Source organism: Burkholderia sp. DN3021, from assembly GCF_049805555.1.
Taxonomy (GTDB): domain Bacteria; phylum Pseudomonadota; class Gammaproteobacteria; order Burkholderiales; family Burkholderiaceae; genus Burkholderia; species Burkholderia pyrrocinia_C.
On record NZ_JBNCAB010000002.1, the window covers coordinates 21,438 to 46,042 of the forward strand.

Sequence of the window (24,605 nt, forward strand, 5' to 3'; positions counted from 1 at the left end):
GGATGAAAGGAGAAAATCAGATGCAACGTCAGCTGTGGCGGCTCGCCGGAGTCGTCTATACCGATATCGCCACTAGCGTCGCGATCGGGCTCGTCGTGACCGCGTGCTACGCGGGACAGGCGTTATGCGTGGCGCTCGGGATCGCGGCCGTGTTGTCGGGCGCGCCGCCGTCCGGCGTATTCGGATGGGCGTTCGGCTTCACGGCGCTCGCGCTGGCGCGAATCGCGCTGATGTGGGCCGGCGAGGTCGCCGCGCTGCGCACCGCGAGCCGCACCAAGGCGCGGCTGCGCGCGCAACTGCTCCCGCAGGCGCTCGCGCTTGGCGCGGCAGGCGGCGCGGCGCGCACCGCCGAACTGCAGCACGCGATAGTCGGCGGCGTCGAGGCGCTCGAAACGTACTACGGGCGCTACATTCCGGCCGTCTGTATCGCTCTCGTCGGTTGTACGGGCGTGATCGGCCTGGTCGCGTGGATCGATCCGCTGTCGGCGGGCGTGCTCTCGGCCTGCGTGCTGGCCGTGCCTGTGATCGATCGCGTATGGCTGCGGCTGCGCCGACCGAAGGCGTCGGGGCTGATGGCGTCGATGGGGCGCTTCGGCGCGACGATGCTCGACAGCCTGCAGGGCATCGCGACGCTGAAGGCGTTCGATGCGGCCGGCTCCCGTCGCGCGTCGCTCGTCGCGGCGGCGGCAGGGTTGCGGCGCGAGGCGATGGGCATCCTGTACGCGACGCTGATGCGCAACGGCGTGACGGGCCTGTTCGGGCTCGGCTGCGTCGCGGTCGTCGCGGCGCTCAACGCGTCGCGCGCGGCGTCTGGCGTGCTGCCCGCGACGTCCGCGCTGATCACGCTGTTTCTTGCGCGTGAGGCGTTCCGGCCGGTCGACCGGCTCGACAAGACGTTCCACATCGCGTGGGGCGCCGCGAGCGCGGCCGGGCCGATTGCCGCGTTGCTCGACGCCGAGCCGCCGGTGCGCGAGCCTGTATCCCCGCGCGCGCCGGGCAAGCACGCCGATGTCGCGTTCGACGATGTGACGTTCGCCTGGCCGGACAGCGACCGGCCCGCGCTCGAGCACGTGTCGCTCGCGATCGGCGAACGTGAGTTCGTCGGGGTCGTCGGTCCGTCCGGCGCGGGCAAGTCGACGCTGGGCGCGCTGCTGATGCGGATGGCCGATCCGCAGCACGGCGCCGTGCGGATCGGCGGCGTCGACCTGCGCGACCTGCCGCTCGCGGCGATACGAGCGAAGGTCAGCGCGGTGTTCCAGGACATCGTGCTGTTCGACGGCAGCATCGAGGACAACCTGCGGTTCGCGCGGCCCGACGCCGATGCGGACGCGATTCGCGACGCGGCGCGCGTCGCGCATGTCCACGATTTCATCGAAGGATTGCCGCACGGCTATGCGACACCTGTCGGCGAGCGCGGCGCACAACTATCGGGCGGCCAGCGCCAGCGGCTCGCGATTGCCCGTGCATGGCTGAAGGGCGCGCCGATCCTGCTGCTCGACGAAGCGACGTCGAACGTCGATCCGTCGAGCGAGCACGCGATCCAGGGGGCGATCGAAGCGTTCGCAGGACAGCGGGCGCTCGTCGTGATCGCACATCGTCTCGCGACGGTGCGGCACGCGGACCGGATCGTCGTCGTCGACGGCGGGCGAATCGCCGAGGAGGGCGATCATGACACGTTGATGGCGCGCGGCGGATTGTATGCGCGCCTGTTGGCCGCGCAGCATGCGCACGCCGGTGCGTCGCAGGAGGAAATCGCATGAGCATAACCACGACGACCGCGCCGGACCGCGATGGCGCAACACGCCCGCGTGACGGCGCGCCGCCCGTGCGCAGCGGCTGGGCGGGACTGATGCAGCTCGCGCGCGGCCAGGAGCGGCTGATGATGCTGACGATCGTCGCGACCGTGCTCGCGCAGGGCGGGATGGTCGCGACGTTCACGATCTGCGCGTGGCTGATCGGCATGGCGATCACCGGCGCAAGCGCCGCGCAATGGCTGCCCGGCGCATGGGCGCTCGCCGCGGCGGTGGCCGCCGGCGCGGGCGGGCGCTGGTGGCAGGCGCACGTGTCGCACGAATTCGCGTTCGCGCTGATCGAGACGATGCAGATCGGCATCTACGACGGCCTCGAACGCGCGGCGCCCGGCTACGTGGCCGGGCGCCGCACCGGCGAGCTCGCGGCGGTCGCGACGCGCGACGCGCACGCGATGGAGCATTTCTTCGCGCACACGCTCGCCGACGCGATCGCGGCCGGCATCGTCCCGCTGCTGGCGCTCGTCGCGCTCGCATTCGTGCAGCCATGGCTGATGCTCGCGCTGCTGCCGTTCCTGCCGCTGCTCGCGTCGGTGCCGTTCTGGCTCGGAGATCGCGCGCACCGGCAGGGCCGCAGGCTTGCGGAGGCTGCCGCGAAGCTCGACGCGGACGTGATCGAAGGCATCCAGGGCAGAAAGGAGATCGCGTTGTTCGGCCAGGCGCGCGCATGGCTCGACCGCATCGCGGCGCGCGTGCGCGCGATGGAGGACGAGCAGCGCCGGTACGGCACGCGTGCCGGGCTCGAGCAGACAGCCATCGAGCTGCTGCAGGCCGGTGCGCTGCTCGCCGCGTTGCTGACGGGGGCCGTGCTCGTGCAGCACGGCCTGCTGGCGGTCGCATGGTTGCCGTGCGCAGTCGTGCTGGTCGGTGCCGCGCTGATTCCGCTCGCCGAAGTCGCGCAGGCCGCGCGCAAGCTCGGCGAACTGAAGGCGGGCGCCGAGCGGATTCTCGCGATCCAGCGGCAGCCCGCGCAGATCGCCGACGACGGTACCGCGGAGCCGGCCGATGCAACGGTGCGCTTCGAGCAGGCAGGCTTCGCATACGACGACACGCGCGTGCCGGCATTGCGCGGCGTCGATTTCGACGTGAAGCCGGCCGAGACCGTCGCGCTCGTCGGCGCGTCGGGCGCGGGCAAGAGCACGTGCGTGAGCTTGCTGCTGCGCTTCAGGGACGTGCAGTCTGGGCGCGTGACGGTCGGCGGCGTCGACGTGCGCGACATGCCGGTCGCGCGGCTGCGGCAATGCGTGTCGGTGGTGCCGCAGGACGTCTATCTGTTCGACGACACGATCGCCAACAACATCCGGCTCGGCCGGCCCGATGCGAGCGACGCGGCGGTGGAGCAGGCCGCGCGCGATGCGCAGGCGCACGACTTCATCGCTGCGCTGCCGGACGGCTATGGCACGCGCTGCGGCGAGCGCGGCGCACGGCTGTCGGGCGGCCAGCGGCAGCGGATCGCGATCGCGCGCGCGTTGTTGCGCGACAGCCCGGTGCTCGTGCTCGACGAGGCGTCGTCGAGTCTCGACACCGAAAGCGAGCGCGCGTTCCACGAGGCGCTTGCCCGGCTGCGCCGGCAGCGCACGGTGCTGATGATCGCGCACCGCCCGTCGACGATCCGGCAGGCCGACCGTATCGTCGTGCTCGACGAGGGGCGCGTGGTCGAGCAGGGCCCGCATGCCGAACTCGTCGCGCGCGGCGGGCGCTACGCGCGCCTGATCGCGCGCGATGCGGGGCATGCATGACCGCAGCCGTTCACTCCAACCACCATCACCACGCTTCACGAGGCCCGCGACGAGGCCGCCAACGGCCCGTCGCGATCGGAGCACCAGCAGAGGAAGGCTGCATGAGACATCGTTACCGTCGTACCGCCACGGAGAACCGGGCGGCATCGCGTGCTGCGCGATCGAATCGGTTCACCGTTCAATCCATCGTTGCGTCGTGGGACGTCGTGCATGCCCGCGCCTGTCACCCGGGCCGGTCGATCGCGCCGCTGTCGCTCGCGCTGGCCGCTGCTTTGGCGTGGCCGATGCTTGCCCATGCGGCCGGCGATGCGGCGTCGGCGCCCGCTGCGCCGGCCGATCCGGCTGCCGGCACGCAGCTCGAAGCCGTGACCGTCACCGCGCGGCGCCACAGCGAGTCGCAGCAGAAAGTGCCGGTCAGCGTGACGGCCGTGAGCGGCGCCGATCTCGCGGTCGATGCCGCGCCGTCGGCCGGCAACGCGGGCCTCGCGCGCTCGGTGCCGAACCTCGCGTTCGCCGATATCGGCGCGACCTATGCGAACGTGTTCAGCATCCGCGGCGTCGGTTCGTTCATGCCGCTCGCGGCCGACGACGAATCGGTCGTGATGTACGTCAACGACGTGCCGCGCGCGACGACGGGCGCGCCGCCGACCTTCATGGACGTCGATCGCGTCGAAGTGCTGCGCGGTCCGCAGGGCACGCTGTTCGGCCGCAACACGCAGGGCGGCGCGATCAACGTGATAACGAAGCCGCCGACCTTCAGGCGCGCGTTCTCGGCCACGGCGGAAGCCGGCACGCACGGTCGCTGGCTCGGCGAGGTGATCGGCAACGGGCCCGTGTCGGACGACGTCGCCGCACGTGTCGCGGTGCGGATGTCGAACCTCAACGGCAACGTTCCGAACCTCGCGACGGGCGGCACCGATGGCCGCGTGAAGGTCGGCGCCGCGCGCGGCACCGTGCTGTGGGTGCCGGACGACCGCACGTCGGTCACGGTATCGGGGTTCGTCGACCAGACCGAAACGACCGCGCCGCGCTTCGTGCTGATGCAGAACCCGGATTTCCCGCAGGTCGAACTGAACCCGTCCACGTACGGCCGCTGGCGCGACGCGGGCGGCAGCGTGCGGGTAGACCGCGATTTCGACCGTTTCAGGCTGATGTCGCTGACGAGCTACCAGGATTCGCGCAACGTGCAGCAGTTCGACCTGACCGACGGGCTCATATACTCGGCGCTGTCGAAGCGTCCCGCGAGCATGTTCAACGTGCCGGGCGCGGACCGTACCGAGATGCGCTTCGGCGAATCGACGTTCCAGCAGGAAGTGCGGCTGAATTCGCGCGACGACAGCCTGGTGATGTGGACGGCCGGGCTCAACTATTTCCATTCGCGCTTCACGAACGACACGACGGCCGTTGCCTCGCCTGTCGCGTTCAACTTCGTGACGACGCAGAACGGCCAGCAGCACAACCGCATCGATACCGACAGCGTGTCGCTGTTCGGCGAGGCGAGCTGGCTGTTGACGACGCGGCTGAAGGCGATCACGGGGTTGCGCGCGACCTACGAGCGCAAGGACGCGCGCTACGCGTTCGACGGCAACGGCAACCCGAGGGTCGTGAGCCGGTTCCGCCAGGACGACAGCCTGAGCGACACGTTCGTCACCGGGCGCACGGGCCTGACGTTCGACTGGACCGACACGCTGATGACCTATGCGACCGTGTCGCGCGGTGAAGCGTCGGCCGGCTATCCGGCCGTCACGGTGAACGGGCCGCAGGGCCGGCGCGAGTCGTCGTTTCCGGCGTCGACGAGCTGGACCTACGAACTCGGCTTCAAGTCGCTGTGGCTCGACCGGCGGCTCAGCGTCGACGGCTCGCTGTTCTACAACGACGTGAAGAACGGCCATCTCGTCGCGTTCTTCCCGTCGAGCGGGCTGTTCATGCCCGCGTCGCTCGACTACCGGACCTATGGCGCGGAACTCGAACTCGGCGCGAAGGTGTTGCGCTACCTGCGGCTGACCGCTGGACTCGGCTATACACAGGGGGAATTGCGGTCCGTGCCGGCCGGCGACGTCACGGGCGCGCAATCGGGCAACCGGCTGCCGAACGTGCCGCGCATGACGGGCAATCTCGGTGCGCACGGCGAGTTGCCGGGCGGGATGGTCGGCCTGCCGGGGCGCTTCAATGCGGACGCGTCGTGGCAATACGTCGGCTGGCGCACGGTCGATGTGCGCAACAGCTTCAATCTTGCCGCGTATAGCGTGGTCAACCTGCGCGTTGGCTGGACGTACCGGAACTGGACGCTGTACGGGTTCGCGGAGAACCTGTTCGACCGCCGCTATGTCGTCGCGGGGCAGAGCTGGGCGCCGGGCGTCGGCTCGGTGCGCGTGGGCCAGCCGCGCGTCGTCGGCATCGGCCTTACCACGCAGCTTTGAAGGGGGCACCGATGAGCGAACCACTTCGTCTTGCCGGCGATCGACCGCCGGCCGTCGCGCCGTCGCCGGGCATTGCGCGCGTGCTGACGGTCGTCGCGATCCTCTATGTGGCGATCGGCTGCGTGCTCGGCTTCGTGCAGGGCGGCCTCGCGCCGATCCTGCGCACGCAGGGCGTGACGCTTGCGTCGCTGCAGTGGGTCTATGCGCTGTACCTGCCGTTCGGCGTCGCGTTCCTGTGGGCGCCGTGGCTGGATGCGCGAAGGCTGCGCTGGCTCGGGCATCGCACCGGCTGGATCGTCGCGGCGCAACTCGTCGCGGTCGCGGCAACGCTCGGCATCGCGATGCAGCCGGACGCGCCCGTCGCGTGGTTGTTCGCGCTTGGTTTCGTGGCCACGGCGGCCGTCGCGACGATGGACCTGTCGCTCGACGCGTTGAGCGTCGAACAGACGCTGCCATCGGGCCGCACGCTGGTCGCAGCCGCGAAAATGGGCGGGATGGCGGTCGGGCTGCTGCTCGGCGGCGGCGTGCTGGTGTGGCTGTACCCGTCGCTCGGCTGGCGACTCGTGTTCGTGCTGCTGGCGGCGATACTCGCGGTTTCGGCGCTGTCGGTCGCGTTGCTGGTCGACGCCGACCGCGCGGCGGCGCGCAGCCCGGGCCAGCCGCTGTCTGGCTGGTGCGACGCGTTGCGCGACGGCGCGATGCGCGCCCGCTTGCTCGCGACGATCGCACTGACCGTGATGCTGATGATGCTGTTCAACTTCAACCGGCTGCTGCTCGTCGACCTCGGCATGCCGCTGCAGCACATCGGCGCATTGCTCGGCACGCTTGTGCCGGCCGCGAACCTCGTGGCGTCGGTGGCGGCCGGCTGGGCCGCGCGCCGCTGGCGGCCGGCGACGATCTGCGCAACGGGCACGGCCGCGTGCCTCGCGAGCGTCGCCGTGCTGGCGGTCGCGGCGTCGCGCGGCGATGCGACGCTGGCCGCGACGGGCGCGGTGCTGGTTGGCGCGGCCAGCGCGTGGACCTTCATCGGCATGGGTGGCGCGATTCTCGGCTGGGCTGCGGGGAAGCAGCCGGCGACCGTCTATGCGCTGTTCTACAGCGGCGGGCGGCTCGTCGGCACGTTCGGCCTGATGGGCGTGCCGGGCCTGATTGCGGCGACGGGGTGGCCGGCGTTCTATGCGGGCGCGGGAACCGTGTTCGCGGTGGTGGCGGCCGTGTTCGTCGTGATGTTGCCGAGACGCGGCGCGGCGCCGATGGAGTTCGGGCGGCGCGGGGCCGCGTGAGTGTGGTCGAGGTGCGCGGCGGCGGCGACACGCGATGGTTGTGCGACGAGCCCTCCCCTGGGGGGGCACGCGTGCGCCTCGCCGTCGCGTGCCGGGTTACCGCCGCTTCGATCTGTAAACGGAAGACGATACGCAGGCCGCGTGCGAGGTCTTGCCCGCGTTCACTGGCCGGCCGGCTCCGGAAACACCGGCTCCCCCAGCGTCAGCATCAACCGGTTCGCCCACGCGAAGATCGCGACCGCGTGCGACAGGTCGAGAATCTCCTCATGTGTCAGCCCTTCGGCTTCAAGCGCCGCGATGTCGTCCGCATCTACCGTATCTGGCCGTTCGGTCAGCGCGATCGCATAACGCACGATCGCGCGTTCGCGTGCCGTCGTGCCGGCCGTCGCCGGATCGTCGAACACCTGCTCGATCGCATCGGTGCGTTTCGCAAGCTGTGCGAAGCGCTGCGCATGCACCGACGCGCAATACACGCACCCATTCACGCGCGACACGGCCGTGCTGGCCAGTTCGCGCTCCGCACGCGACAGCCCGCCGGGGCCGTACATGATCGCGTTGAACACGCCCGAGCGCTGCCGCAGGATTTCGGGCAGGTGAACGAGCAGCAGGTAGTAGTCGGATGTTTTCGCATGCGGGTGGCTTGCTTCGAGCACCGCAAGCTGATCGGGCGTCGCGGCATCGAGCGATACCGTGTCGAGCCAGGCGCGCCAGCCGAGCGTGTCGGACGTGAAGCCGTGGACGGCTGTCGTCATGCGGCCTCCTTTGCGGCGCGTGCCTGAAGCGCTTGCGCGGCAGCCGCGACGCGCAACTGATACGCGACGAACGCAACGAGCTGCGACAGCGCGACGATCGCGGGCGTCGTGAGTCCGGCCGACCTCAGCGCATCGAGGTCGGCGGCGCGTGCATCGGCGGGCGCGTGTGTCAAAAGCCGCGCATGAGCGAGGATCGCGCCAACGCGCGGGGCGAGCGCGTCGAACGCATCGGCGTCGGCGAGCGCGATGTCCTCGGCGATGCCGCCCGCGTCGAGCAGCCGCGTGCGATACGTCGAGGCCAGTGCGTGCGCGTTCGATCGTTGCGCGACGTATCTTGCGGCATGCAGTCTTTCGACCAACGAAAGATCGGGCAACGCCGGATCGAACAGCGCGGCTTCGCTCAGCCGCGTATGGAGCAGCACCTTGTCGCGCGCGCGGCGCAGTGCGGTCACGGCATCGCCGTCGCGCAGGCCGGCTACCGCGTCGATCGTGTCCGGCGCGGCGGCCGACGTGATGGATTCAGTCATCGTTTTGGTTTCCCTTCGTCGTTTATGTGATCGATGAACGCACGCTCATGCGTCGGCGTCGCGCCATTCGTCGCCTTGCAGCTCGGCGTTCGCATACGCGACGAGTGCGTCGTAGTGCCGGTCGCGGTCGGCGTCGAACAGCCGGCTCGCGATGCCGCGCGCGAGCCGTTGGGCGCCCGCGCTGATGGCCGGGATATCGCCGGACAGCTTGCCGTGGCTCAGGCTCGCCGCATGATTGAAGCAATGAATCCGCGTGACGGCAGGGCACGCACCGCGCTCGCGTTCCTGGAACGCAAACGCGGGGCCGAGATCGGGCGATTCGGCGAGCTCGTCGAGCCATGCACCCGGTTCGGGTCGATAGCGGTCCTTCCAGCGCCGCACGTGCTGCCCGAACGACGCGAATTCCGCGCGCGTCGTCCAGTCCGAATGAAAGCCCGTCGCGAAGATCAGGAAGTCGACGGTGTAGCGCCCGCGCGGCGTCGTCACGTCGAGGCCGTTCGTACGTTCGGCGAGCGTCTCGATCGGGCTGCCCGCATGAAAATGCGCGTGCTCGTGGCGCGACACGCGCAGCACGCTGTCGCGCGGCGGTGGCGTTTGCGACGTCAACGCGTAGTGCATGAAGCGCCACTTCGTCGCATCGTCGAGATCGGCGTAGCCGTGCACGAGGCCAGGGCTGCCGATGCCGGTCAGCTTGTTGATGCGCGGAATGTCCGCGCGGCGGAAGAACAGATCGACGCGCGCGGCGCCGGCTTCGAGCGCGGTGCCCGCGTTGTCGAACGCGGATGCGCCCGCGCCGACCACGCCGACGCGCTTGCCCGCGAGCGCCGCGAAGTCGATCGGCTCGGACGAGTGGGCCCAGCGCGTGCGAGGTGTGCGTTGCGCGACGGGCGGCACGTACGGGCCGCCGAGGCCGTCGCGGCCGGTCGCGAGCACGACGTGCCGCGCGAGCAGCGTCTGCGCTTCGCCGTTGCCGCGCACGTCGAGCGCGAGCAGCCCGTCGTCGCGCGGGCGCAGCGCGACGAGCGTCGTGTCGTTGCGCACCTGCAGGTCGAGTACGCGCCGATACCAGCGCAGGTAATCCATCCATTGCGTACGCGGAATCTTGTAGAGCGCGTCCCACGCGTCGCGGCCGTATTGCACTTCGAACCACGCACGGAATGTCAGCGCGGGCAGGCCGAGCGCGGGGCCCGCGAGCTGCTTCGGCGAGCGCAGCGTGTCCATCCGCGCGAACGTGACCCACGGCCCTTCGTAGCCGGCCGGCGCGCGGTCGATCACGCACTGGTTGTCGATGCCGAGCAGGCGCAGTTCGGCGGATGCCGCGAGCCCCGCCATGCCGCCGCCGACGATCGCGACGTCGAGCACGCGCGCGCCGTCGGCCTCGCGCGGCGGCACCCACGACGGCGCGGGCAGGTCGAGCCAGCGTAGATCCTGCGCGAGCCGCGCTTCGAGTGCGTCGAGCAGCGTCGTCATGCGGCCTCCGGGCGGGTGCGGCGTGTACGTGTCGGACGCGGTGCGCGTTCGCTGCGCAGTCGGTCGCCGCGCAGCAGCGCGTCGTGCGCGGCGGCATCGTGAAAGATCACGTCGTCGAGCAGCGCGCGCGTCGTGCGGTGCAGCGCGTCGAGCAGCGCATCGACGGCCGCGGTGCGCACCTTGCCGGCCGGCGTCGCGACGCCGAACGCGAACGGGATGTCGACGTCGAGCGGGCGCGCGACGACGCCGTCCACCGGCAGCGCGACGCCCGTCGCCGGATCGACGATGCCGATCCCGATGCCCGCGCGCGCGGCCATCACCGCATTCAGCGACGCATTGGTTTCGATGAACACGCGTGCATCGACGCGCGCGGCCGCGAATGCCGCGTCGATCCGCTGGCGCAGCCGGTGCCGGTTCGCGACCGTGACGATGCGGCGGCGCGCGAGATCGCGCAGCGCGATGCGCGGCTTCGCCGCGAGCGGGTCGCCGGCGGGCAGCACGGCGACGCATGGCGTCTGCGCGATCCAGTGCACGTCGAGCCCCGCGTGCGCCATCGGCAGCGTGACGACGCCGATATCCGCCGTGCCGGCCAGCACTTCATGCACGACATGCTCGGCCGATTCGCTGCGCAACTGGTAGTGCGGGGCGTGTGCGCCGTCGGGCAGCGCGGCGAGCGCGGCCGGCACGAGCGTGGCCGCGAGCGACGGCGTCGCCGCGATGCGCACGGGTTCGGCCGTTTCGTTTCCGAGCGCGCGTGCCCGCGCCTCGATCGCGCGCAGGCCGACCAGCGAGCGCTCGACTTCCTCGTACAGCAGGAACGCGCGCCGCGTCGGCGTGACGCGCGGGCCGTGCCGGTCGAACAGCGCGTAGCCGAGATCGGCTTCGAGCTCCTGGATCTGCCGCGTGACGGCCGGCTGCGAGCGGCCGAGCAGTTCGCCCGCGCCGGTCACGCTGCCGGCCGACATGACCGCGGAAAAGGCTTCGAGTTGATGCAGCTCCATGACGCGTTCCGATGATGCGATTTGCGCATTGTAGGAGTGCGAGCATGCGCGATTCATATAATGATTTTTGCTATCGACAGCGCGAAAACTGCGAAGCGCGCGATCTTCACGATGGCCGGCGGCGCGTACGTGCGCCTCGGCTGAGAGGAGAGCCGCGCGGGAAACCGCAATCGAATCAACGCGATGCGATGCACGCAGACGCACTGCACGATGCGCCGCATGCGGATGGCCATCCGCGCGCGTCATCCGCTTCGCGCCGCGCGCGATATCGATATGCGCAAAACTTCGTTGGATCGCCCTGAACCGGATGGTTACATGCCCTCACTCTTTTCGACTGACTGAAGGTGGGGGGCGGCATGAACGTTTCGGGGAACGACGCACGCGGCGCATGGCGGCGCGTGCTGGGCACGGTGGCGGCGCTCGCTGCCGCATGGGGCTTGTCGGCGGGCGGCGCGCTCGCGGCGGGCGTGTCGGGCGAACCGGTGGTGGTCGGCGTAAGCGGGCCGCTGACGGGCCAGGACGCGCAATACGGCGAGCAATGGAAGCGCGGCTTCGATCTCGCGCTCGACGAGATCAACGGCAGCGGCGGCATTCACGGCCGGCCGCTCGCGATCGATTTCCAGGACAGCCGCAGCGATCCGCGCCAGGCCGTGGCGATCGCGCAGAAGTTCGTCGCCGATCCGCGCATTGCGATCGAGCTCGGCGATTTCTCCAGCGCGACGTCGATGGCCGCGTCGCCGATCTACCAGCGCGGGCAACTGATCCAGTTCGGCTTCACGAACTCGCACCCGGATTTCACGAAGGGCGGCGATTACCTGTGGAGCACCGCGCTGAGCCAGGCCGAGGAGCAGCCGCTGCTCGCGCGCTACGCGGTGAAGGAACTTGGCTTCAAGCGGATCGCGGTGCTGTACCTGAACACCGACTGGGGCCGCACCAGCAAGGACATCTTCGCGAAGGCGGCGGCCGGGCTCGGTGCGCAGGTCGTCGCGGCCGAAGGCTATCAGCCGGCGGAGAAGGATTTCCGCTCGACGCTCGTGCGGATCGGCGCGTCGAAGCCCGATTCGATCGTGCTGATCTCGTACTACGCGGACGGCGCGCAGATCGTGCGCCAGGCGCGCACGTCGGGCGTCGCGCTGCCGATCGCGGCGGTCGGCTCCGTGTATTCGCCGAAATTCCTCGAACTGGGCGGCGCGGCCGTCGACGGCGTCTATACGGAATCGAACTTCTTCCCGGCCGAGCCGCGCCCCGAGGTGCAGGCGTTCGTGCAGCGCTATCGCGCGAAATTCCACGCCGATCCCGATTCGTTCGTTGCGCGCGCATACGACGCGCTGATCCTGTCGGCCGAGGTGCTGCGCCGCTACGGCACGACGCGCCAGGCCGCGCACGACGGTTTCGCGAAAGTGAGCGACGTGCCGAGCGTGATCTTCGGCAAGGTGCGCTTCGATCCGCAGACGCGCCGCGTCGCGGGCGCGCGCACCGTGTATCTGGTCGTGAAGCAGGGACAGTGGGCGCTGTGGGACGGCGCGAAGCCGCAGCTCGCCGCGCGCTGATTCCGAATGAACCGCATGCAAGTGACGGACGCATCGTGATGGCTTCCTGGCTCGACTACACGCTCAACGGCCTCATCGTCGGCAACATCTACGCGCTGCTCGCGGTCGGGCTCGCGCTGATCTTCGGCGTGTCGCACCTGATCAACTTCGCGCACGGCTCGGTCTACATGGTCGGCGCGTTCATCGGCTGGCTGTGCCTGACACGCTTCGGGCTGCCGCTGCCGGTCGCGCTCGCGGCGGTCGTCGTCGGCTGCGGCGCGCTCGGCATTGCGATCGAGCGGATCGGGCTGCGGCCGCTGCGCCATGCGGCGCGGATCGCGCCGCTGCTCGCGACGATCGGCATCAGCTTCATCCTCGACCAGCTCGCGCAGCTCGCATTCGGCGCGGACCCGCGCGCGGTGCCGACGCCGCTGTCCGACTGGCACCTGCGGATCGCCGGCGCGACGCTCGGCTCGCTCGACCTGCTGATCGCGGGCATCGGCATCGCGGCGGCCGCGCTGCTGTACGGCTTCCTGCGCTTCACGCGGCTCGGCTGGGCCGTGCGCGCGACCGCGCAGGATCGCGACGCGGCGCTGCAGATGGGCGTCGACGTCGATCGCGTGAACCAGACCGTGTTCGCGATCGCGTGCGCGCTCGGCGGCGTGAGCGGGCTGCTGGTCGGCATGTACTACAACAGCATCGATCCGGCGATGGGCTTCCAGGCGACGCTGAAGGGCGTCGTCGCGCTGCTGATCGGCGGGCTCGGCAACGTGCCGGGCGCGATCGCGGGCAGCCTGCTGCTCGGCCTTGTCGAAAGCTACGGCGTCGCGCTGTTCGGCACGAGCTATCGCGACCTGTTCGCGTTCGGGCTGCTGATCGTGTTCCTCGTCTGGCGCCCGAACGGCTTGTTCAGCGCGAACCGCGCGCTGCCGCCCGAGCCGATGACGGGCACCTTCCTCGCGGCCGCGAAAGCCGTGCGCGTGCCGCGCCCGGCGCTCGTCGTACTGATCGCGCTCGCGGCCGTGCTGCCGTGGCTCGGCGCGTCGCCGTACGTGCTGCAGACGCTGACCAACGCCTGGCTGTACGGCCTGCTCGCGCTGAGCCTCACGCTCGTCGCGGGCACGGTCGGGCAGATCTCGCTTGGGGCTGCGGCGCTGCTTGTGATCGGCGCGTACGCGTCGGCGCTGCTGTCGTCGGATCTCGGCTGGTCGCCAGCCGTGACGATTCCGTGCGCGGGCGCGATCGCGGCCGTGCTCGGCACGCTGCTCGTCTATCCGGCGTTCCGGCTGCGCGGGCACTACGTGTCGATTGCGACGCTCGGCATCGGCGAAGTGGTGAGCCTCGTGATCCTGAACTGGGACGGCCTCACGCGCGGCCCGCTCGGCATCGCCGGCATCGCGCCGCTGCCGTGGGCGACGACCGCGCGCGCCGCGTACTGGTTCACGTTCGCGGTGCTCGTCGTTTTCGCGCTCGTGCAGGTGCGGCTGCTGCGCTCGCATCTCGGCCGCACGCTGCGCGCGGTGCGCGAGGACGATGTCGCCGCACGCGCGCACGGCATCGCGCCGAACCGCTACAAGGCGATCGCGTTCGCGGTCGGCGGCGTCGCGGCCGGCGTGAGCGGCGGCATCGCCGCACACCTGTACAGCTACATCAATCACCAGACCTTCGATTCGCAGGTGTCGATCCTCGCGCTGACGATGGTGATCCTCGGCGGGCTCGGCAACGTGCTCGGCGGCATCGCCGGCGCGGTCGCACTGATCGGGCTGCCCGAGCTGTTCCGCTGGGCGGCCGACTACCGGATGCTGATCTACGGCGTCGTGCTGCTGCTGCTTGTCCGGTTCCGGCCGCAGGGCCTGCTCGGCACGGTGTGAGGAGGAATGCGATGACCACCCCCCGACCCTTGCTCGACGTGCAGGACCTGACGCGCCGCTTCGACGGCGTGACCGCGCTCGACGGCGCGAGCCTGACGCTGGCCGACGGCGAACTGCTGAGCGTGATCGGGCCGAACGGCGCCGGCAAGTCGACGCTGTTCAACCTGATCGCGGGCGCCGACCGGCCCGATGCCGGCCGCGTGACGTTCGACGGCCGCGACATCACGGGCACGGCGCCCGAACGGCTCGCGGCGCTCGGCATCGCGCGCACGTTCCAGCACGGCCGCGTGTTCGGCAACCTGAGCGTGCTCGACAACGTGCTGATCGGCGCGCATGCGCGGCTGCGTGCGGCACGGCCCGGCTGGCCCGCGCTCGGTGCGGCGGCCGAGGTGCTGCGCGCGCTCGTGCGGCCCGCGTCGGTGCGGCGCGAGGAAGCGGCGCTGCGCGACGAGGCGCGCGCGATCGTCGCCGGGTTCGGCGAACGGCTCACGCCGCGCATCGATCATCCGGCGCACAGCCTGTCGTACGCGAACCGGCGGCGCGTGGAGATCGGCCGCGCGCTCGCGCTGCATCCGCGCCTGCTGCTGCTCGACGAACCGACGGCCGGGATGAACGAGACGGAGACGGCCGAGATGCTGCAACTGATCCAGTCGCTGAAGGCGCGCGGCCTGACGATCCTGCTGATCGAGCACAAGCTCGAACTCGTGATGCGCGTGTCCGACCACGTGATGGTGCTCGACAACGGCGCGAAGATCGCCGAAGGCGCGCCGCGCGACGTGCGGCACGATCCGCGCGTGATCGAGGCGTACCTCGGCCGGCGCCATGCGGGCGGTGCCGCCGCGGAGCGCACGACGCAGGCGGCCGCATGAACACGCTTTCCTCCGGACCCGACACGACCGTGACCGACGCGCTGCTGAAACTGGAACACCTCGATACGTTCTACGGGCCGGTGCAGGTGCACTTCGACGTGAACTTCGAAGTGGGCCGCGGGCAGATCGTCAGCCTGCTCGGCGGCAACGCGAGCGGCAAGTCGACGACGATGAAGCTGATTCTCGGGCTGATGCGGCCGCGCCGCGGCGTCGTGCGTTTCGACGGCGACGACGTGACGGCGCTCGCGACGCCGCAGCGCGTGCGGCGCGGAATCGCGGCCGTGCCCGAGGCGCGGCGGCTGTTCGGCGACATGAGCGTGCGGGAGAATCTGCTGATGGGTGCGTATACGCGCAGCGACCGCACGGCAGTGGCGGAAGATTACGAACGCGTGCTCGACCTGTTTCCGCGCGTGAGGGAGCGGCTCGCGCAGCGCGCGGGCACGCTGTCGGGCGGCGAGCAGCAGATGCTCGCGATGGCGCGCGCGCTGATGGCGCGGCCGAAGCTGATCTGCATGGACGAGCCGACGATGGGGTTGTCGCCGCTCTACGTCGACAAGGTGCTCGAACTGATCGATGCGATCAACAAGCAGGGCGTGACGGTGTTCATGGTCGAGCAGAATGCGAGCCTCGCGCTGGAGATCGCGCACTACGGGTATGTGCTGCAGACGGGGCGCGTCGTGCTCGAAGGGCCCGCGAAGGCGCTGCTCGACGATGCGCGCGTGCGCGATGCGTATCTGGGCGGGGAGGCGGTAGCGGCGTAGTTGGCGTGGCTCATCGGTGGCCGAAACATGATGACCCGCGGCTCATGAGTCGAAGCAAGTGCCCGATCGACCGTGAGCCGGGTTTCACCGGCCTATGCCTGCCGGGCACCCATCCCCGCCGCCCGCGGAAACGTCATCACCACCGCGAACCCACCCGCTTCCGGAAACGCAAACCCGACGCGCCCGCCGTGCGCCTTCATCACTTCCTGCACGATCGCGAGCCCGAGGCCCGACCCCGTGCGCCGTTCGCTGCCGTCCGGCGCGAGCCGCACGAATGGCTGCAATGCGGCGTCCCAGTGCTCGCGCGGAATCCCGCGGCCGTTGTCGGTGACGGTCAGCGTCACCGCGCCGTCTGCGTTGCCCGCGGTCGCGACCGATACGACGATGTCGTCGGCATGACCGTGCAGCAGCGCGTTGTGCAGCACGTTCGACAGCGCTTCCTGCAAGCTGATCGCATCGCCGTCGATCCACGCAAGCGGCGCGTCGCTCGCGAACGCGACGGCGACGTCGCGCTCGTCCGCGAGCGGAATCGTGCGACCGAGCACATCCTTCGCGAGCGCGACGAGTTCGACCGGCTGCAGCGGAACGGCCTCGATGCGATGGATCACCATCGCATGATTGAGCAGCTGGCCGGTGAGGCGGCCGACGTCCGAGCAGGTCGCGCGCAGCGCGTCGAGGCGTGCCGCATGGCGCGCGGGATCGGATTCGCCGTCGAGCAGTTCGATCTGCGCGTCGAGCCGCGCGAGCGGCGTGCGCATCTGATGCGCGGCGTCGGCGATGAAGCGCTGCATCGCGTTGATGCGTTCGGCCAGGCGGTGTATCAACCCGTTGATCGACCCGATGATCGCGTCGATCTCGCTCGGCGTGTCGACGGCCACCGGCCGCAGGTCGGCCGGGTCGCGTGCGGCGATGATGGTGCCGATCTGCGCGAGCGGGCGCAGGCCGCGCCGGATCGCGAGGCCGCTCGCGCCGATCGCGAGCACGCTCATCAGCAGGATCAGCGTCCACACCTTGATGCTCATGTCGTTCGTGAGCTGCTGGCGCGCGTTGGTTGTTTGCGCAACGGTCACGAGCGCCCAGCCCGGCGTGCTTTCCTCGGGCATGTAGCGCGCGATGGTCGCGGTGCGGATGCGGTGCCCCTGGTAGACGGCGTTCGCGAACGCGGGGCCCTGTTTCGCGGCGGCGAGCGTCGCGGGGCTCGCGAGATCGTTGTAGCCGGCCACGACGATGCCGCGCGAATCGACGACCTTGTAGTAGACGAGGTCGTAGCGCGACAGCGTCGACAGCGCGGCCACCGGCGGATTCAGTGCGAGCACGCCGCCTTGCACGTAGAGGTTTTCCGCGACCTGGATCGACGCGCCGGCGAGCAGCTGGTCGTACGCGCGTTCGGCCGCGACGCCCGCGTAGTAGCGCGCGATCGCCGCGAGCGCGAGCGCGCCGGTCGCGACGACGAGCGCGATGAAGAGCAGAGTGCGTCCGAACAGCGTCTTCGGGAACCAGTCAATGCGCGGCAATCTGATACCCCATCCCGCGCGCGGTGCGGATCTCGACCGAGCTGCCCTGCAGCTTTCTGCGCACGCGCGTCACGTACTGCTCGACCGCGTTCGCGGTCGGCTCGTTGCCGAAGCTGAACAACTGGTTCAGCAGCTCTTCCTTCGAGAAGATGCGCTGCGGTCGGCTCGCGAGGATTTCGAGCAGCGCGAATTCCTGGCGCGACAGCGACAGCGGCTGGCCGTCGAGCTCGGCGAGGCGGCTGCTGCGGTCGATCACGAGGCCGCCGAGCGTCAGCACGTCGTTCGCATGGCCGCTGTTGCGGCGCAGGAGCGCCTGCACGCGCGCATCGAGCTCGCGGTAGTCGAACGGCTTCACCAGATAGTCGTCGGCGCCGAGGCCGAGGCCGCTCACGCGGTCGTCGATCGCCGAGCGCGCGGTGACGAGCAGCACGGGCGTCGTGCCGCCCGACGCGCGCAGGTTGCGCAGCACCGCGAACCCGTCCATGCCGGGCAGGTTCGCGTCGAGCACGACGAGGTCGAAGCGCTCGACGCGCAGCAGCCCGTTCGCGGTCGCGCCGTCGGTTTCGAGATCGACCGCGTGGCCGAGCCGCGCCAGGCGGCTGCGGATCGCCGCGCCGATTTCGGCATCGTCCTCCACGACGAGAATGCGCATGGTGCCGTTTTGCAGGTGGGTGGGTTAGGGGTTTTCCCGGGGCCGGGATGTCAGCATTTTCTCAGACTCGGTCGATAACCTGTGTCGAGCCGGAAGCAGCACGCAAGGACGGCATTAATACCAGAAATATTCAAGGAGACGGCAACATGCAGCAAGTCACGGGCACGACGCACGCGCACCGCAGCGCGCTGCCGGCCCTCGCGTGGCCGTTTGCCGCCCGTCGCACGGCGGCACGCGTATGACGACGTCGCCGCGCCGCCGCGCATTGATCGCCGCCGGGCTCGGCGCGCTCGCCGCACCGTCGCTCGTGCGCGCGAAGCCGCGCACCGTGCGGATCTCGAAAGGCTATGGCGTGCTGTACCTGCCGCTGCTCGTGATGGAGAAGCAGCGGCTGTTCGAGCGGCACGCGGCACGGCATGGCGTGCGCGACGTCGCGGTCGACTGGGTGCTGCTCGACGGCGGCAATTCCGTCAACGACGCGATGATGGCCGGCACGCTCGATTTCGCGGGCGCCGGCGCGCCGGGCTTCATCGAGCTGTGGGCGCGGGCGCGCGGCATTCCGAATGTCGAGGTGATCGGCATCAGCGGGCTGTCGACCACGTCGCTGTCGCTGAACGCGAACCGTCCGGGCCTCATGTCGCTACGCGACTTCACGCCGTCCGACCGGATCGCGGTGCCTGGCATCCGCACGTCGTTGTCGGCCGTCGTGCTGCAGATGGTCGCGAGCCGGCAGCTCGGTCCGCAGCATTTCGCGCAGCTCGACTCGATCACCGTGAACCTGCCGCATCCGCAGGCGATGCAGGCGCTGATCCGCCGCGAGAACGGCGTCACCGCGCACTTCACGTCGCCGCCGTTCTCGACGCTCGAGTTGCGGCAGCCGGGCATCCACCGCGTCGTGAACTCGGTCGACGTGCTCGGCCCGCTGACGCTCGACGTCGTGTTCGCGCCGAAGCGGCTCGTCGATACGGAGCCCGCGCTGGCCGCCGCGTTTCTCGGCGCGCTCGACGAAGCGAACCGCCTGATCGCGCAGGATCCGCGCGCGGCGGCCGCGCTTTATGCGTCGTCGTCGGGCGTCGGCGTGTCGCACGACGACGTGATGCGGATGCTCGCCGCACCCGACACGCGCTTTTCGGTGCGGCCGAACCAGCTGATGGACTACGTCGAATTCCTGTACCTGGCCGGCACGATCAAGGCAAAGCCGCGCGCATGGCACGAGATGTTCGCGCCGATGCTCGACGACTACCGGTCGGGCTGAGCGCCGCCGGCCGCTCACAAACGATATTCATCGAAACATTGCGCGCCCGCGCCTTCGTTGCGCGCGGCGCCGACTCAACCGACACGCAACCGATTCACGTAAGGAGCCCGTAGTGAACGCTACCGAAACCCTGGACCCCGCGTCCGCCGAAGAACAGCGCATCATGTCGAAGGTGGCGCGGCGCCTGCTGCCCATCCTCGTCGTGATGTTCCTGATCGCGTTCATCGACCGGCAGAACGTCGGCTTCGCGAAGCTGCAGATGGTGCACAGCCTCGGGATGACGGAGGTCGCGTTCGGGCTCGCGTCGTCGCTGTTCTTCATCGGCTATCTGCTGTTCGAGGTGCCGAGCACGCTCGCGCTGCATCGCTATGGCGCACGCGTATGGCTCGCGCGGATCATGCTGACGTGGGGCCTCATCACCGTGCTGATGGGCTTCACGACGTCGATGCCCGCGTTCTGCTCGCTGCGCTTTCTGCTCGGCATCGCCGAGGCCGGCTTCTATCCGGGCGTGATCTACTACCTGACGCTGTGGTTTCCGCAGAGCTACCGCGCGAAGGTGCTCGGCATCTTCACGCTCGGCAGCGCGCTCGCGAACATGCTCGGCTCGCTGGTCGGCGGCGTGCTGCTGAGCCTGAACGGCGTGTGGGGGCTGGCGGGCTGGCAGTGGGTGTTCATTGCAACGGGCATCCCGGCCGTGATCGTCGCGATCGTCGTGTTCCGCGTGCTGCCCGCGTCGTTTCGCGAGGCGCCGTTCCTCGACGAGCGCGAGAAGCAGATCGTCGCGGCCGCGCTGGAGCGCGAGAAGCCCGCGCAGGCCGAGCACGGGCAGCCGTGGAAGGCGCTGCTCGATCCGCGCGTGATGCTGTTCGCGGCGACCTACATGCTGATGTCGACGTCGTTGTACGGCGTCACGTACTGGCTGCCGACGCTCGTGAAATCGTTCGGCGTGTCGAGCAGCGCGAACGGTTTCCTGAGCATGCTGCCGTGGGCGCTCGCGGTGCTGCTGCTGCTGTGGCTGCCGGCGAAGCTGCGCCGCGCGAAGAGCATCCTGCGCACGATCGCGATCGTCGCGGCGCTCGGCGCGCTCGGCTTCCTGCTGAGCCTCGTGCTGCCGTCGACGCCGCTGCGCTTCATCGCGCTCGTGCTCGGCGGCGCATGCATCCCGCTGCTGTATCCGTGCTTCTGGTCGATGCCGCCGCGTTATTTCACCGGTGCACGAGCGGCGGCGAGCGTCGCGGCGATCAACTCGATTGGCAACCTCGGCGGTTTCTTCAGCCAGAACCTGATGCCGTTCGCGGGCAAGGTGACGGGCACCGCGTTCGGGCCGATGATCGTGCCGATCGTGTGCCTCGCGCTGCTCGGGATCGGCGCGCTGGTCGCGTGGACGCGCTCGGAGCGGGGGATGGTGGCGGCGCGGGTGTGACGCGCATGGATTCGTGGCTGCCCCAACCGGTTCACGCTCCTGGAGCGTGCCGGTGTGCTACCGTGCGATCCATTGACACACGTGGGGAATGCAATGAATTCTGCGACGAAGTCCGCGTTCCGGATCGATCCGCAATTGCTTGAAGCCGCTGAATCCGTTCTGGCGAAAAACGAGACGCTCTCCGCGTTCATCGAATCGGCGTTGCGCGCTCGCGTTGCGCGCCGACGCGTGCAGCGCGAGTTTGTCGCGCGTGGTCTCGCATCACGCGACGAGGCGCGGCGGACCGGCGAATACATCGATGCTGCAAACGTCCAGGCTGAACTCGAGCGCATGCTGAAAGCGGCACGGGCGACAAGAGCGCTCGGGTAAGCCATTGGGATGGCGATCCATGCATCGCGGACGCAAGTCACGATCCTCGCCGTCCGCCATCAACGAGAAGACGATTACCACTGACCGCGTCAGCGTCGCGGCGCCACCGCATTCGACCGCCTACCCGCGCGAAGCCTCATCTCCCCCATGCGCAACCGCCGCCTGCGGATGCGACAGCGGAATCTCCACCTCGACCGTCGTACCTTCGCCGAGCGTCGTCGTAATCTGCAGCGTGCCGCCGACGAGGTACGCACGCTCGCGCAAGCCGACCAGCCCGAACGAGCTCGACTTGCGCGGCGCGCCGGGATCGAACCCCGCGCCGTCGTCGCGAATCGTCAGCGCGATCGCATCGTCGCCGTGCACGAGCTCGACATCCGCATGCGACGCGGCCGCGTGCCGCGCGACGTTCGCGAGCGCTTCCTGCGCGATGCGGAACACGGCCGTCGCATACGGCTCGTCGAGCTGCAACTCGGGCGGATCGACATGCAGCGCGCACGCGATCCCGTGACGGTGCCGGAAATCCTCCACGAGCCATTGCATCGCCGCCGCGAAGCCGAGATCGTCGAGCATCAGCGGGCGCAGGTCCGACGCGATGCGCCGCGTCGCGGCCACCGCGCCGCGTGCCATCGTGTGCATCGCCGCGATCTTGCGCGCCAGCGTCGCGTCGTCCTGCGGCACGCGGTCGATCAGCCATTCGAGATCGTTCTTCAGCGCCGCGAGCGTCTGCGCGAGTTCGTCGTGCAGTTCGCGGGCGATGCGGCGCTGCTCGGCCTCGCGCGCGGTCGCGCTGATCGCGGCGATCTCGCGCAGTTCCTCGCGTGACGCCTGCAGCGCCCGCTCCGCGCGCACGCGCTCCTCGACTTCGCGCCGCAGGTCGCGGTTCGATACGCTCAGTTGCGCGGTGCGCGCGGCGACGCGCTGTTCGAGCTGTTCGTTCGCCTCGTTCAACTGCGCGCTCTTCTGCGCGACGAGCAGATGCTGGTAGCGCGCGCCGGCCAGCGCGCGCACCGTCTGCGCATGCAGCCGGCCGTTCTCGAACAGCATCGCGAACAGCACGACGCCGGACGCGACGAGGCCGTACGCGCGGCCCGCGTAGAAGCCGAGATCGAAGCGCCCGTGATTGAGCATCGACGACAGCGCGATGTCGAACAGCCAGGCAACGAGCACGGTCATCACCCACAGGTCGAGCACGGAATGATGGCGCCGCTGCCGCCACATCAGCATCAGCGCAACCAGGTTCAGCCCCCAGACGACCGTGATCGCGTTCGTCATCGTCGCGGCCATCCGGTTGCCGTGCATGATGCGCGGCAGCAGGTCGTGGCCGGCGGTCGCGAGCACCGCGAGCGCGGCCGTCGCGGCGACCGCCGCGGCGATGCAGAGCACCACCGGAATCGCCGCGCGGCGCTGCGGGGCCGGGATCGGGCGCGTGCGCGCCGCCGCGCGCAGCAGCGCATAGGCGGCCACCGCGAGCGGAAAGCCGCCGTGCCAGAACAGGTACAGCCAGGCCGTGGTCTGTTCGCCGGCGCCGAGCAGGCCCGTCGGCGCGAACAGCCCCGGGAAGGTCAGCATGTGCGTGCCGGCCATGAAGCCCGTGAACAGGTAGCCGCCCGCGAGCGCGAGCAGCGATTTCTCGCGCAGGATCGCGTACTGGCCGAGCAGGAGGCCGGCCGTCACCATGTCGTTGACGACGATCGCCGACTGGTACACGGGGATGAACGCCCGGCCCGGCGCGAGCGGCATGCCCGCGAACGGCGCGAGCGTGGCGAAGATCACGGCCGACACGAGCACGGTCGCGATCGCGAGCCGCCGCTCGCGCCGGCCGGGCGGCAGCGACGACATGAACAGGCGCGACGCGTCCGGATCGGCGTCGTCCGCGGGGGCAGGCGGTAAGTGGAGGGTGGTCGTCATGCGTCGTCGACGCCGGGGTCGAGATCGTGGCGCATCGCGTAGCGGACCAGCGCGGCTTCGTGCGGCAGTTCCATCTTCTCGAGGATCCGCGTCTTGTACGTGCTGACCGTCTTCGCACTCAGCGCGAGTTCGGATGCGATCTGCGTGACGGTCTGGCCCGCGACGATGCGGCGCATCACGTCGAGCTCGCGCGCGGACAGCCGTTCGTGCGGCAGCGTTTGGGCCGGCGTGCGCAGCGTGTGCGCGAGGCTTTCGGCCGCCGACGGGCTCACGTAGACGCCGCCCGCCGCGACCTTGCCGACGGCCTCGACGAGCTCGGCGGTCGCGCTGTCCTTGGTCAGGTAACCGACTGCGCCGGCCTTGAACGCGCGCGCCGCGTACTGCGCCTCGGCATGCATCGTCAGCACGAGCGTGCGCAGCGACGGCGCGTGGCTCTTGACCAGCCGGATCAGCTCGATGCCGGTCGGCGCGGGCATCGACAGGTCGAGCAGCAACACGTCGGCGGTGCTGCGCTCGGCCAGCGCGAGCGTGGCCGGGCCGTCGCTCGCCTCGCCGACGATTTCGAAACCGCCGGCCATCTCCAGGATATGACGCAGTCCGTCCCGCATGACTGCGTGATCGTCAGCCAGAATTACCCTGATCATCGAGCGACCCTCTTCGGGATGACGCCGCGGACCCTGCCGTCCGGTTGCCGCCGCGACTGTTCTTCCGATCAATATATTCCGCCGAATCCCAAAACGGTACACATCCGGGAAACTTTCGAGATATCCGACCCCGGAATGTGTACTGAACCGAAGTAATCGACGGAAAGGGAGCGGCGTGGACCGCTTGTGGAATAGGGTATTCCCTGATGGCTGATGCGCCCGGGGCGGACCTGCGCGGCGTCACGCGAACGGCCCCGATTCGGGACTAAACTGGTGCCCGATGCCACTGCGCCAACCGAGGAGCGCCGCGATGATCGACCTTGCCGATATCCTTCCGTCCGCACTGCCTGCCGCCGTCGCATGGGCCGAAGCGGAGGCGGCGCGCGGGATCGCGCAGGGCGCGCCGCTGACGCCGGCGCAGGCCGACGACGCGCGCACCGTGGGCGTTGCGCAGCCGGAGCGGATCCGCGTCGTGATCGTCGACCGCATGCCGTTCCCCGACACGCCTTCGCTGGCCGCGATCGCACGCGACACGGGGCTGCTGTCGCCGGGGACGATCGGGCTCACGCTCGGCCATGCGGTGTACGTGCTGCGCGGGCAAGACACGCGCCGCCTGCTGACCCACGAATTCCGTCACGTGCATCAATTCGAGGCCGCCGGGTCGATCGGCGCGTTTCTCGCGCGCTATCTGCACGAGATCGCGACGGTCGGATACCACGACGCGCCGCTCGAGGCCGATGCGCGGCAGTACGAGTTCGATTGACCTCCGACGCCGGCGCGACCGCGCGCACCTCGCGATGAACGTTCCCC

Annotated in this window: 21 protein-coding genes; 12 read left to right on the forward strand and 9 right to left on the reverse strand. The window is 69.9% G+C overall.

Going from position 1 to position 24,605, the window contains the following annotated elements; genetic code table 11:
• Positions 1–20: 20 nt before the first annotated feature.
• The 4 genes from ACPUER_RS01250 (at position 21) to ACPUER_RS01265 (ending at position 7,250) form a co-directional block, all read left to right on the forward strand.
• Positions 21–1,760 (forward strand): ABC transporter ATP-binding protein, encoded by a 1,740-nt coding sequence (locus ACPUER_RS01250; RefSeq protein ID WP_310131176.1) that lies wholly within the window; start codon positions 21–23, stop codon positions 1,758–1,760.
• Complete coding sequence (locus tag ACPUER_RS01255) at positions 1,757–3,547, forward strand: ABC transporter ATP-binding protein (RefSeq protein WP_310131179.1); 1,791 nt, start codon at positions 1,757–1,759, stop codon at positions 3,545–3,547. Before ACPUER_RS01250 ends, ACPUER_RS01255 begins: the two co-directional genes overlap by 4 nt.
• A gap of 284 nt (positions 3,548–3,831) precedes the next feature.
• Complete coding sequence (locus ACPUER_RS01260; protein ID WP_425130260.1) at positions 3,832–5,967, forward strand: TonB-dependent receptor; 2,136 nt, start codon at positions 3,832–3,834, stop codon at positions 5,965–5,967.
• An 11-nt stretch (positions 5,968–5,978) separates the two neighbouring features.
• Positions 5,979–7,250 (forward strand): MFS transporter, encoded by a 1,272-nt coding sequence (locus tag ACPUER_RS01265; RefSeq protein WP_310131184.1) that lies wholly within the window; start codon positions 5,979–5,981, stop codon positions 7,248–7,250.
• 161 nt (positions 7,251–7,411) lie between these two features.
• On the opposite strand, the gene ACPUER_RS01270 is transcribed toward ACPUER_RS01265, so the two are convergent.
• Genes ACPUER_RS01270 through ACPUER_RS01290 form a run of 5 tightly spaced genes read right to left on the reverse strand, consistent with a single transcriptional unit; the run spans position 7,412 to position 11,233 of the window.
• Positions 7,412–8,002: a peroxidase-related enzyme gene (locus tag ACPUER_RS01270; RefSeq protein ID WP_425130141.1), complete on the reverse strand. Its 591-nt coding sequence runs from the start codon at positions 8,000–8,002 to the stop codon at positions 7,412–7,414.
• Complete coding sequence (locus ACPUER_RS01275; protein ID WP_425130142.1) at positions 7,999–8,529, reverse strand: CMD domain-containing protein; 531 nt, start codon at positions 8,527–8,529, stop codon at positions 7,999–8,001. The genes ACPUER_RS01270 and ACPUER_RS01275 overlap by 4 nt, the downstream gene beginning before the upstream one ends.
• A 45-nt stretch (positions 8,530–8,574) precedes the next feature.
• On the reverse strand, positions 8,575–9,999 hold the full coding sequence (locus ACPUER_RS01280; RefSeq protein ID WP_425130143.1) for an NAD(P)-binding domain-containing protein: 1,425 nt from the start codon (positions 9,997–9,999) through the stop codon (positions 8,575–8,577).
• Positions 9,996–11,000 (reverse strand): LysR substrate-binding domain-containing protein, encoded by a 1,005-nt coding sequence (locus ACPUER_RS01285; RefSeq protein WP_425130144.1) that lies wholly within the window; start codon positions 10,998–11,000, stop codon positions 9,996–9,998. The genes ACPUER_RS01280 and ACPUER_RS01285 overlap by 4 nt, the downstream gene beginning before the upstream one ends.
• Positions 11,001–11,053: 53 nt before the next feature.
• On the reverse strand, positions 11,054–11,233 hold the full coding sequence (locus ACPUER_RS01290; RefSeq protein WP_425130145.1) for a hypothetical protein: 180 nt from the start codon (positions 11,231–11,233) through the stop codon (positions 11,054–11,056).
• A gap of 123 nt (positions 11,234–11,356) precedes the next feature.
• Between ACPUER_RS01290 and ACPUER_RS01295 the strand changes: the two genes are divergently transcribed.
• Genes ACPUER_RS01295 through ACPUER_RS01310 form a run of 4 tightly spaced genes read left to right on the forward strand, consistent with a single transcriptional unit; the run spans position 11,357 to position 16,030 of the window.
• Positions 11,357–12,550: an ABC transporter substrate-binding protein gene (locus ACPUER_RS01295; RefSeq protein WP_425130146.1), complete on the forward strand. Its 1,194-nt coding sequence runs from the start codon at positions 11,357–11,359 to the stop codon at positions 12,548–12,550.
• Between the two features lie 38 nt (positions 12,551–12,588).
• Positions 12,589–14,400: an ABC transporter permease gene (locus ACPUER_RS01300; RefSeq protein WP_425130261.1), complete on the forward strand. Its 1,812-nt coding sequence runs from the start codon at positions 12,589–12,591 to the stop codon at positions 14,398–14,400.
• A gap of 11 nt (positions 14,401–14,411) precedes the next feature.
• Positions 14,412–15,269, forward strand: a complete 858-nt coding sequence (locus ACPUER_RS01305; RefSeq protein WP_425130147.1) for an ABC transporter ATP-binding protein — start codon at positions 14,412–14,414, stop codon at positions 15,267–15,269.
• Complete coding sequence (locus tag ACPUER_RS01310; protein WP_425130148.1) at positions 15,266–16,030, forward strand: ABC transporter ATP-binding protein; 765 nt, start codon at positions 15,266–15,268, stop codon at positions 16,028–16,030. The genes ACPUER_RS01305 and ACPUER_RS01310 overlap by 4 nt, the downstream gene beginning before the upstream one ends.
• Positions 16,031–16,122: 92 nt before the next feature.
• Here ACPUER_RS01310 and ACPUER_RS01315 read toward each other — a convergent pair whose 3' ends face one another.
• Both ACPUER_RS01315 and ACPUER_RS01320 read right to left on the reverse strand, forming a co-directional pair.
• On the reverse strand, positions 16,123–17,544 hold the full coding sequence (locus ACPUER_RS01315) for a sensor histidine kinase (RefSeq protein WP_425130149.1): 1,422 nt from the start codon (positions 17,542–17,544) through the stop codon (positions 16,123–16,125).
• Positions 17,531–18,196, reverse strand: a complete 666-nt coding sequence (locus tag ACPUER_RS01320; protein ID WP_072442176.1) for a response regulator transcription factor — start codon at positions 18,194–18,196, stop codon at positions 17,531–17,533. Before ACPUER_RS01320 ends, ACPUER_RS01315 begins: the two co-directional genes overlap by 14 nt.
• Positions 18,197–18,434: 238 nt before the next feature.
• Here ACPUER_RS01320 and ACPUER_RS01325 point away from each other — a divergent pair, with 238 nt between their 5' ends.
• The 3 genes from ACPUER_RS01325 to ACPUER_RS01335 all read left to right on the forward strand — a co-directional run bounded on the left by ACPUER_RS01325 (position 18,435) and on the right by ACPUER_RS01335 (position 21,243).
• Positions 18,435–19,451: an ABC transporter substrate-binding protein gene (locus ACPUER_RS01325; RefSeq protein WP_425130150.1), complete on the forward strand. Its 1,017-nt coding sequence runs from the start codon at positions 18,435–18,437 to the stop codon at positions 19,449–19,451.
• Positions 19,452–19,563: 112 nt separating this feature from the next.
• Positions 19,564–20,874 carry an MFS transporter gene (locus ACPUER_RS01330; RefSeq protein ID WP_425130151.1) on the forward strand — a complete coding sequence of 437 codons (1,311 nt, stop codon included), beginning with the start codon at positions 19,564–19,566 and terminating at the stop codon, positions 20,872–20,874.
• A gap of 93 nt (positions 20,875–20,967) precedes the next feature.
• Positions 20,968–21,243, forward strand: a complete 276-nt coding sequence (locus ACPUER_RS01335) for a YlcI/YnfO family protein (RefSeq protein WP_175960692.1) — start codon at positions 20,968–20,970, stop codon at positions 21,241–21,243.
• A gap of 120 nt (positions 21,244–21,363) precedes the next feature.
• On the opposite strand, the gene ACPUER_RS01340 is transcribed toward ACPUER_RS01335, so the two are convergent.
• Positions 21,364–23,151 (reverse strand): MASE4 domain-containing protein, encoded by a 1,788-nt coding sequence (locus ACPUER_RS01340; protein WP_425130152.1) that lies wholly within the window; start codon positions 23,149–23,151, stop codon positions 21,364–21,366.
• On the reverse strand, positions 23,148–23,795 hold the full coding sequence (locus ACPUER_RS01345) for a response regulator transcription factor (RefSeq protein ID WP_310131219.1): 648 nt from the start codon (positions 23,793–23,795) through the stop codon (positions 23,148–23,150). Before ACPUER_RS01345 ends, ACPUER_RS01340 begins: the two co-directional genes overlap by 4 nt.
• A 310-nt stretch (positions 23,796–24,105) precedes the next feature.
• On the opposite strand from ACPUER_RS01345, the gene ACPUER_RS01350 reads away from it, so the two are divergent.
• Entirely contained in the window at positions 24,106–24,558 is a 453-nt protein-coding gene (locus tag ACPUER_RS01350) for a hypothetical protein (protein ID WP_175960686.1), read from the forward strand.
• Positions 24,559–24,605: the final 47 nt, after the last annotated feature.

Bases quoted from the DNA above. Each gene is read 5' to 3' on its own strand.
- ACPUER_RS01250 (WP_310131176.1), top strand. From the start codon at position 21: ATGCAACGTCAGCTGTGGCGGCTCGCCGGAGTCGTCTATACCGATATC.
- ACPUER_RS01255 (WP_310131179.1), top strand. From the start codon at position 1,757: ATGAGCATAACCACGACGACCGCGCCGGACCGCGATGGCGCAACACGC.
- ACPUER_RS01260 (WP_425130260.1), top strand. From the start codon at position 3,832: ATGCTTGCCCATGCGGCCGGCGATGCGGCGTCGGCGCCCGCTGCGCCG.
- ACPUER_RS01265 (WP_310131184.1), top strand. From the start codon at position 5,979: ATGAGCGAACCACTTCGTCTTGCCGGCGATCGACCGCCGGCCGTCGCG.
- ACPUER_RS01270 (WP_425130141.1), bottom strand. From the start codon at position 8,002: ATGACGACAGCCGTCCACGGCTTCACGTCCGACACGCTCGGCTGGCGC.
- ACPUER_RS01275 (WP_425130142.1), bottom strand. From the start codon at position 8,529: ATGACTGAATCCATCACGTCGGCCGCCGCGCCGGACACGATCGACGCG.
- ACPUER_RS01280 (WP_425130143.1), bottom strand. From the start codon at position 9,999: ATGACGACGCTGCTCGACGCACTCGAAGCGCGGCTCGCGCAGGATCTA.
- ACPUER_RS01285 (WP_425130144.1), bottom strand. From the start codon at position 11,000: ATGGAGCTGCATCAACTCGAAGCCTTTTCCGCGGTCATGTCGGCCGGC.
- ACPUER_RS01290 (WP_425130145.1), bottom strand. From the start codon at position 11,233: ATGGCCATCCGCATGCGGCGCATCGTGCAGTGCGTCTGCGTGCATCGC.
- ACPUER_RS01295 (WP_425130146.1), top strand. From the start codon at position 11,357: ATGAACGTTTCGGGGAACGACGCACGCGGCGCATGGCGGCGCGTGCTG.
- ACPUER_RS01300 (WP_425130261.1), top strand. From the start codon at position 12,589: ATGGCTTCCTGGCTCGACTACACGCTCAACGGCCTCATCGTCGGCAAC.
- ACPUER_RS01305 (WP_425130147.1), top strand. From the start codon at position 14,412: ATGACCACCCCCCGACCCTTGCTCGACGTGCAGGACCTGACGCGCCGC.
- ACPUER_RS01310 (WP_425130148.1), top strand. From the start codon at position 15,266: ATGAACACGCTTTCCTCCGGACCCGACACGACCGTGACCGACGCGCTG.
- ACPUER_RS01320 (WP_072442176.1), bottom strand. From the start codon at position 18,196: ATGCGCATTCTCGTCGTGGAGGACGATGCCGAAATCGGCGCGGCGATC.
- ACPUER_RS01325 (WP_425130150.1), top strand. From the start codon at position 18,435: ATGACGACGTCGCCGCGCCGCCGCGCATTGATCGCCGCCGGGCTCGGC.
- ACPUER_RS01335 (WP_175960692.1), top strand. From the start codon at position 20,968: ATGAATTCTGCGACGAAGTCCGCGTTCCGGATCGATCCGCAATTGCTT.
- ACPUER_RS01340 (WP_425130152.1), bottom strand. From the start codon at position 23,151: ATGACGACCACCCTCCACTTACCGCCTGCCCCCGCGGACGACGCCGAT.
- ACPUER_RS01345 (WP_310131219.1), bottom strand. From the start codon at position 23,795: ATGATCAGGGTAATTCTGGCTGACGATCACGCAGTCATGCGGGACGGA.
- ACPUER_RS01350 (WP_175960686.1), top strand. From the start codon at position 24,106: ATGATCGACCTTGCCGATATCCTTCCGTCCGCACTGCCTGCCGCCGTC.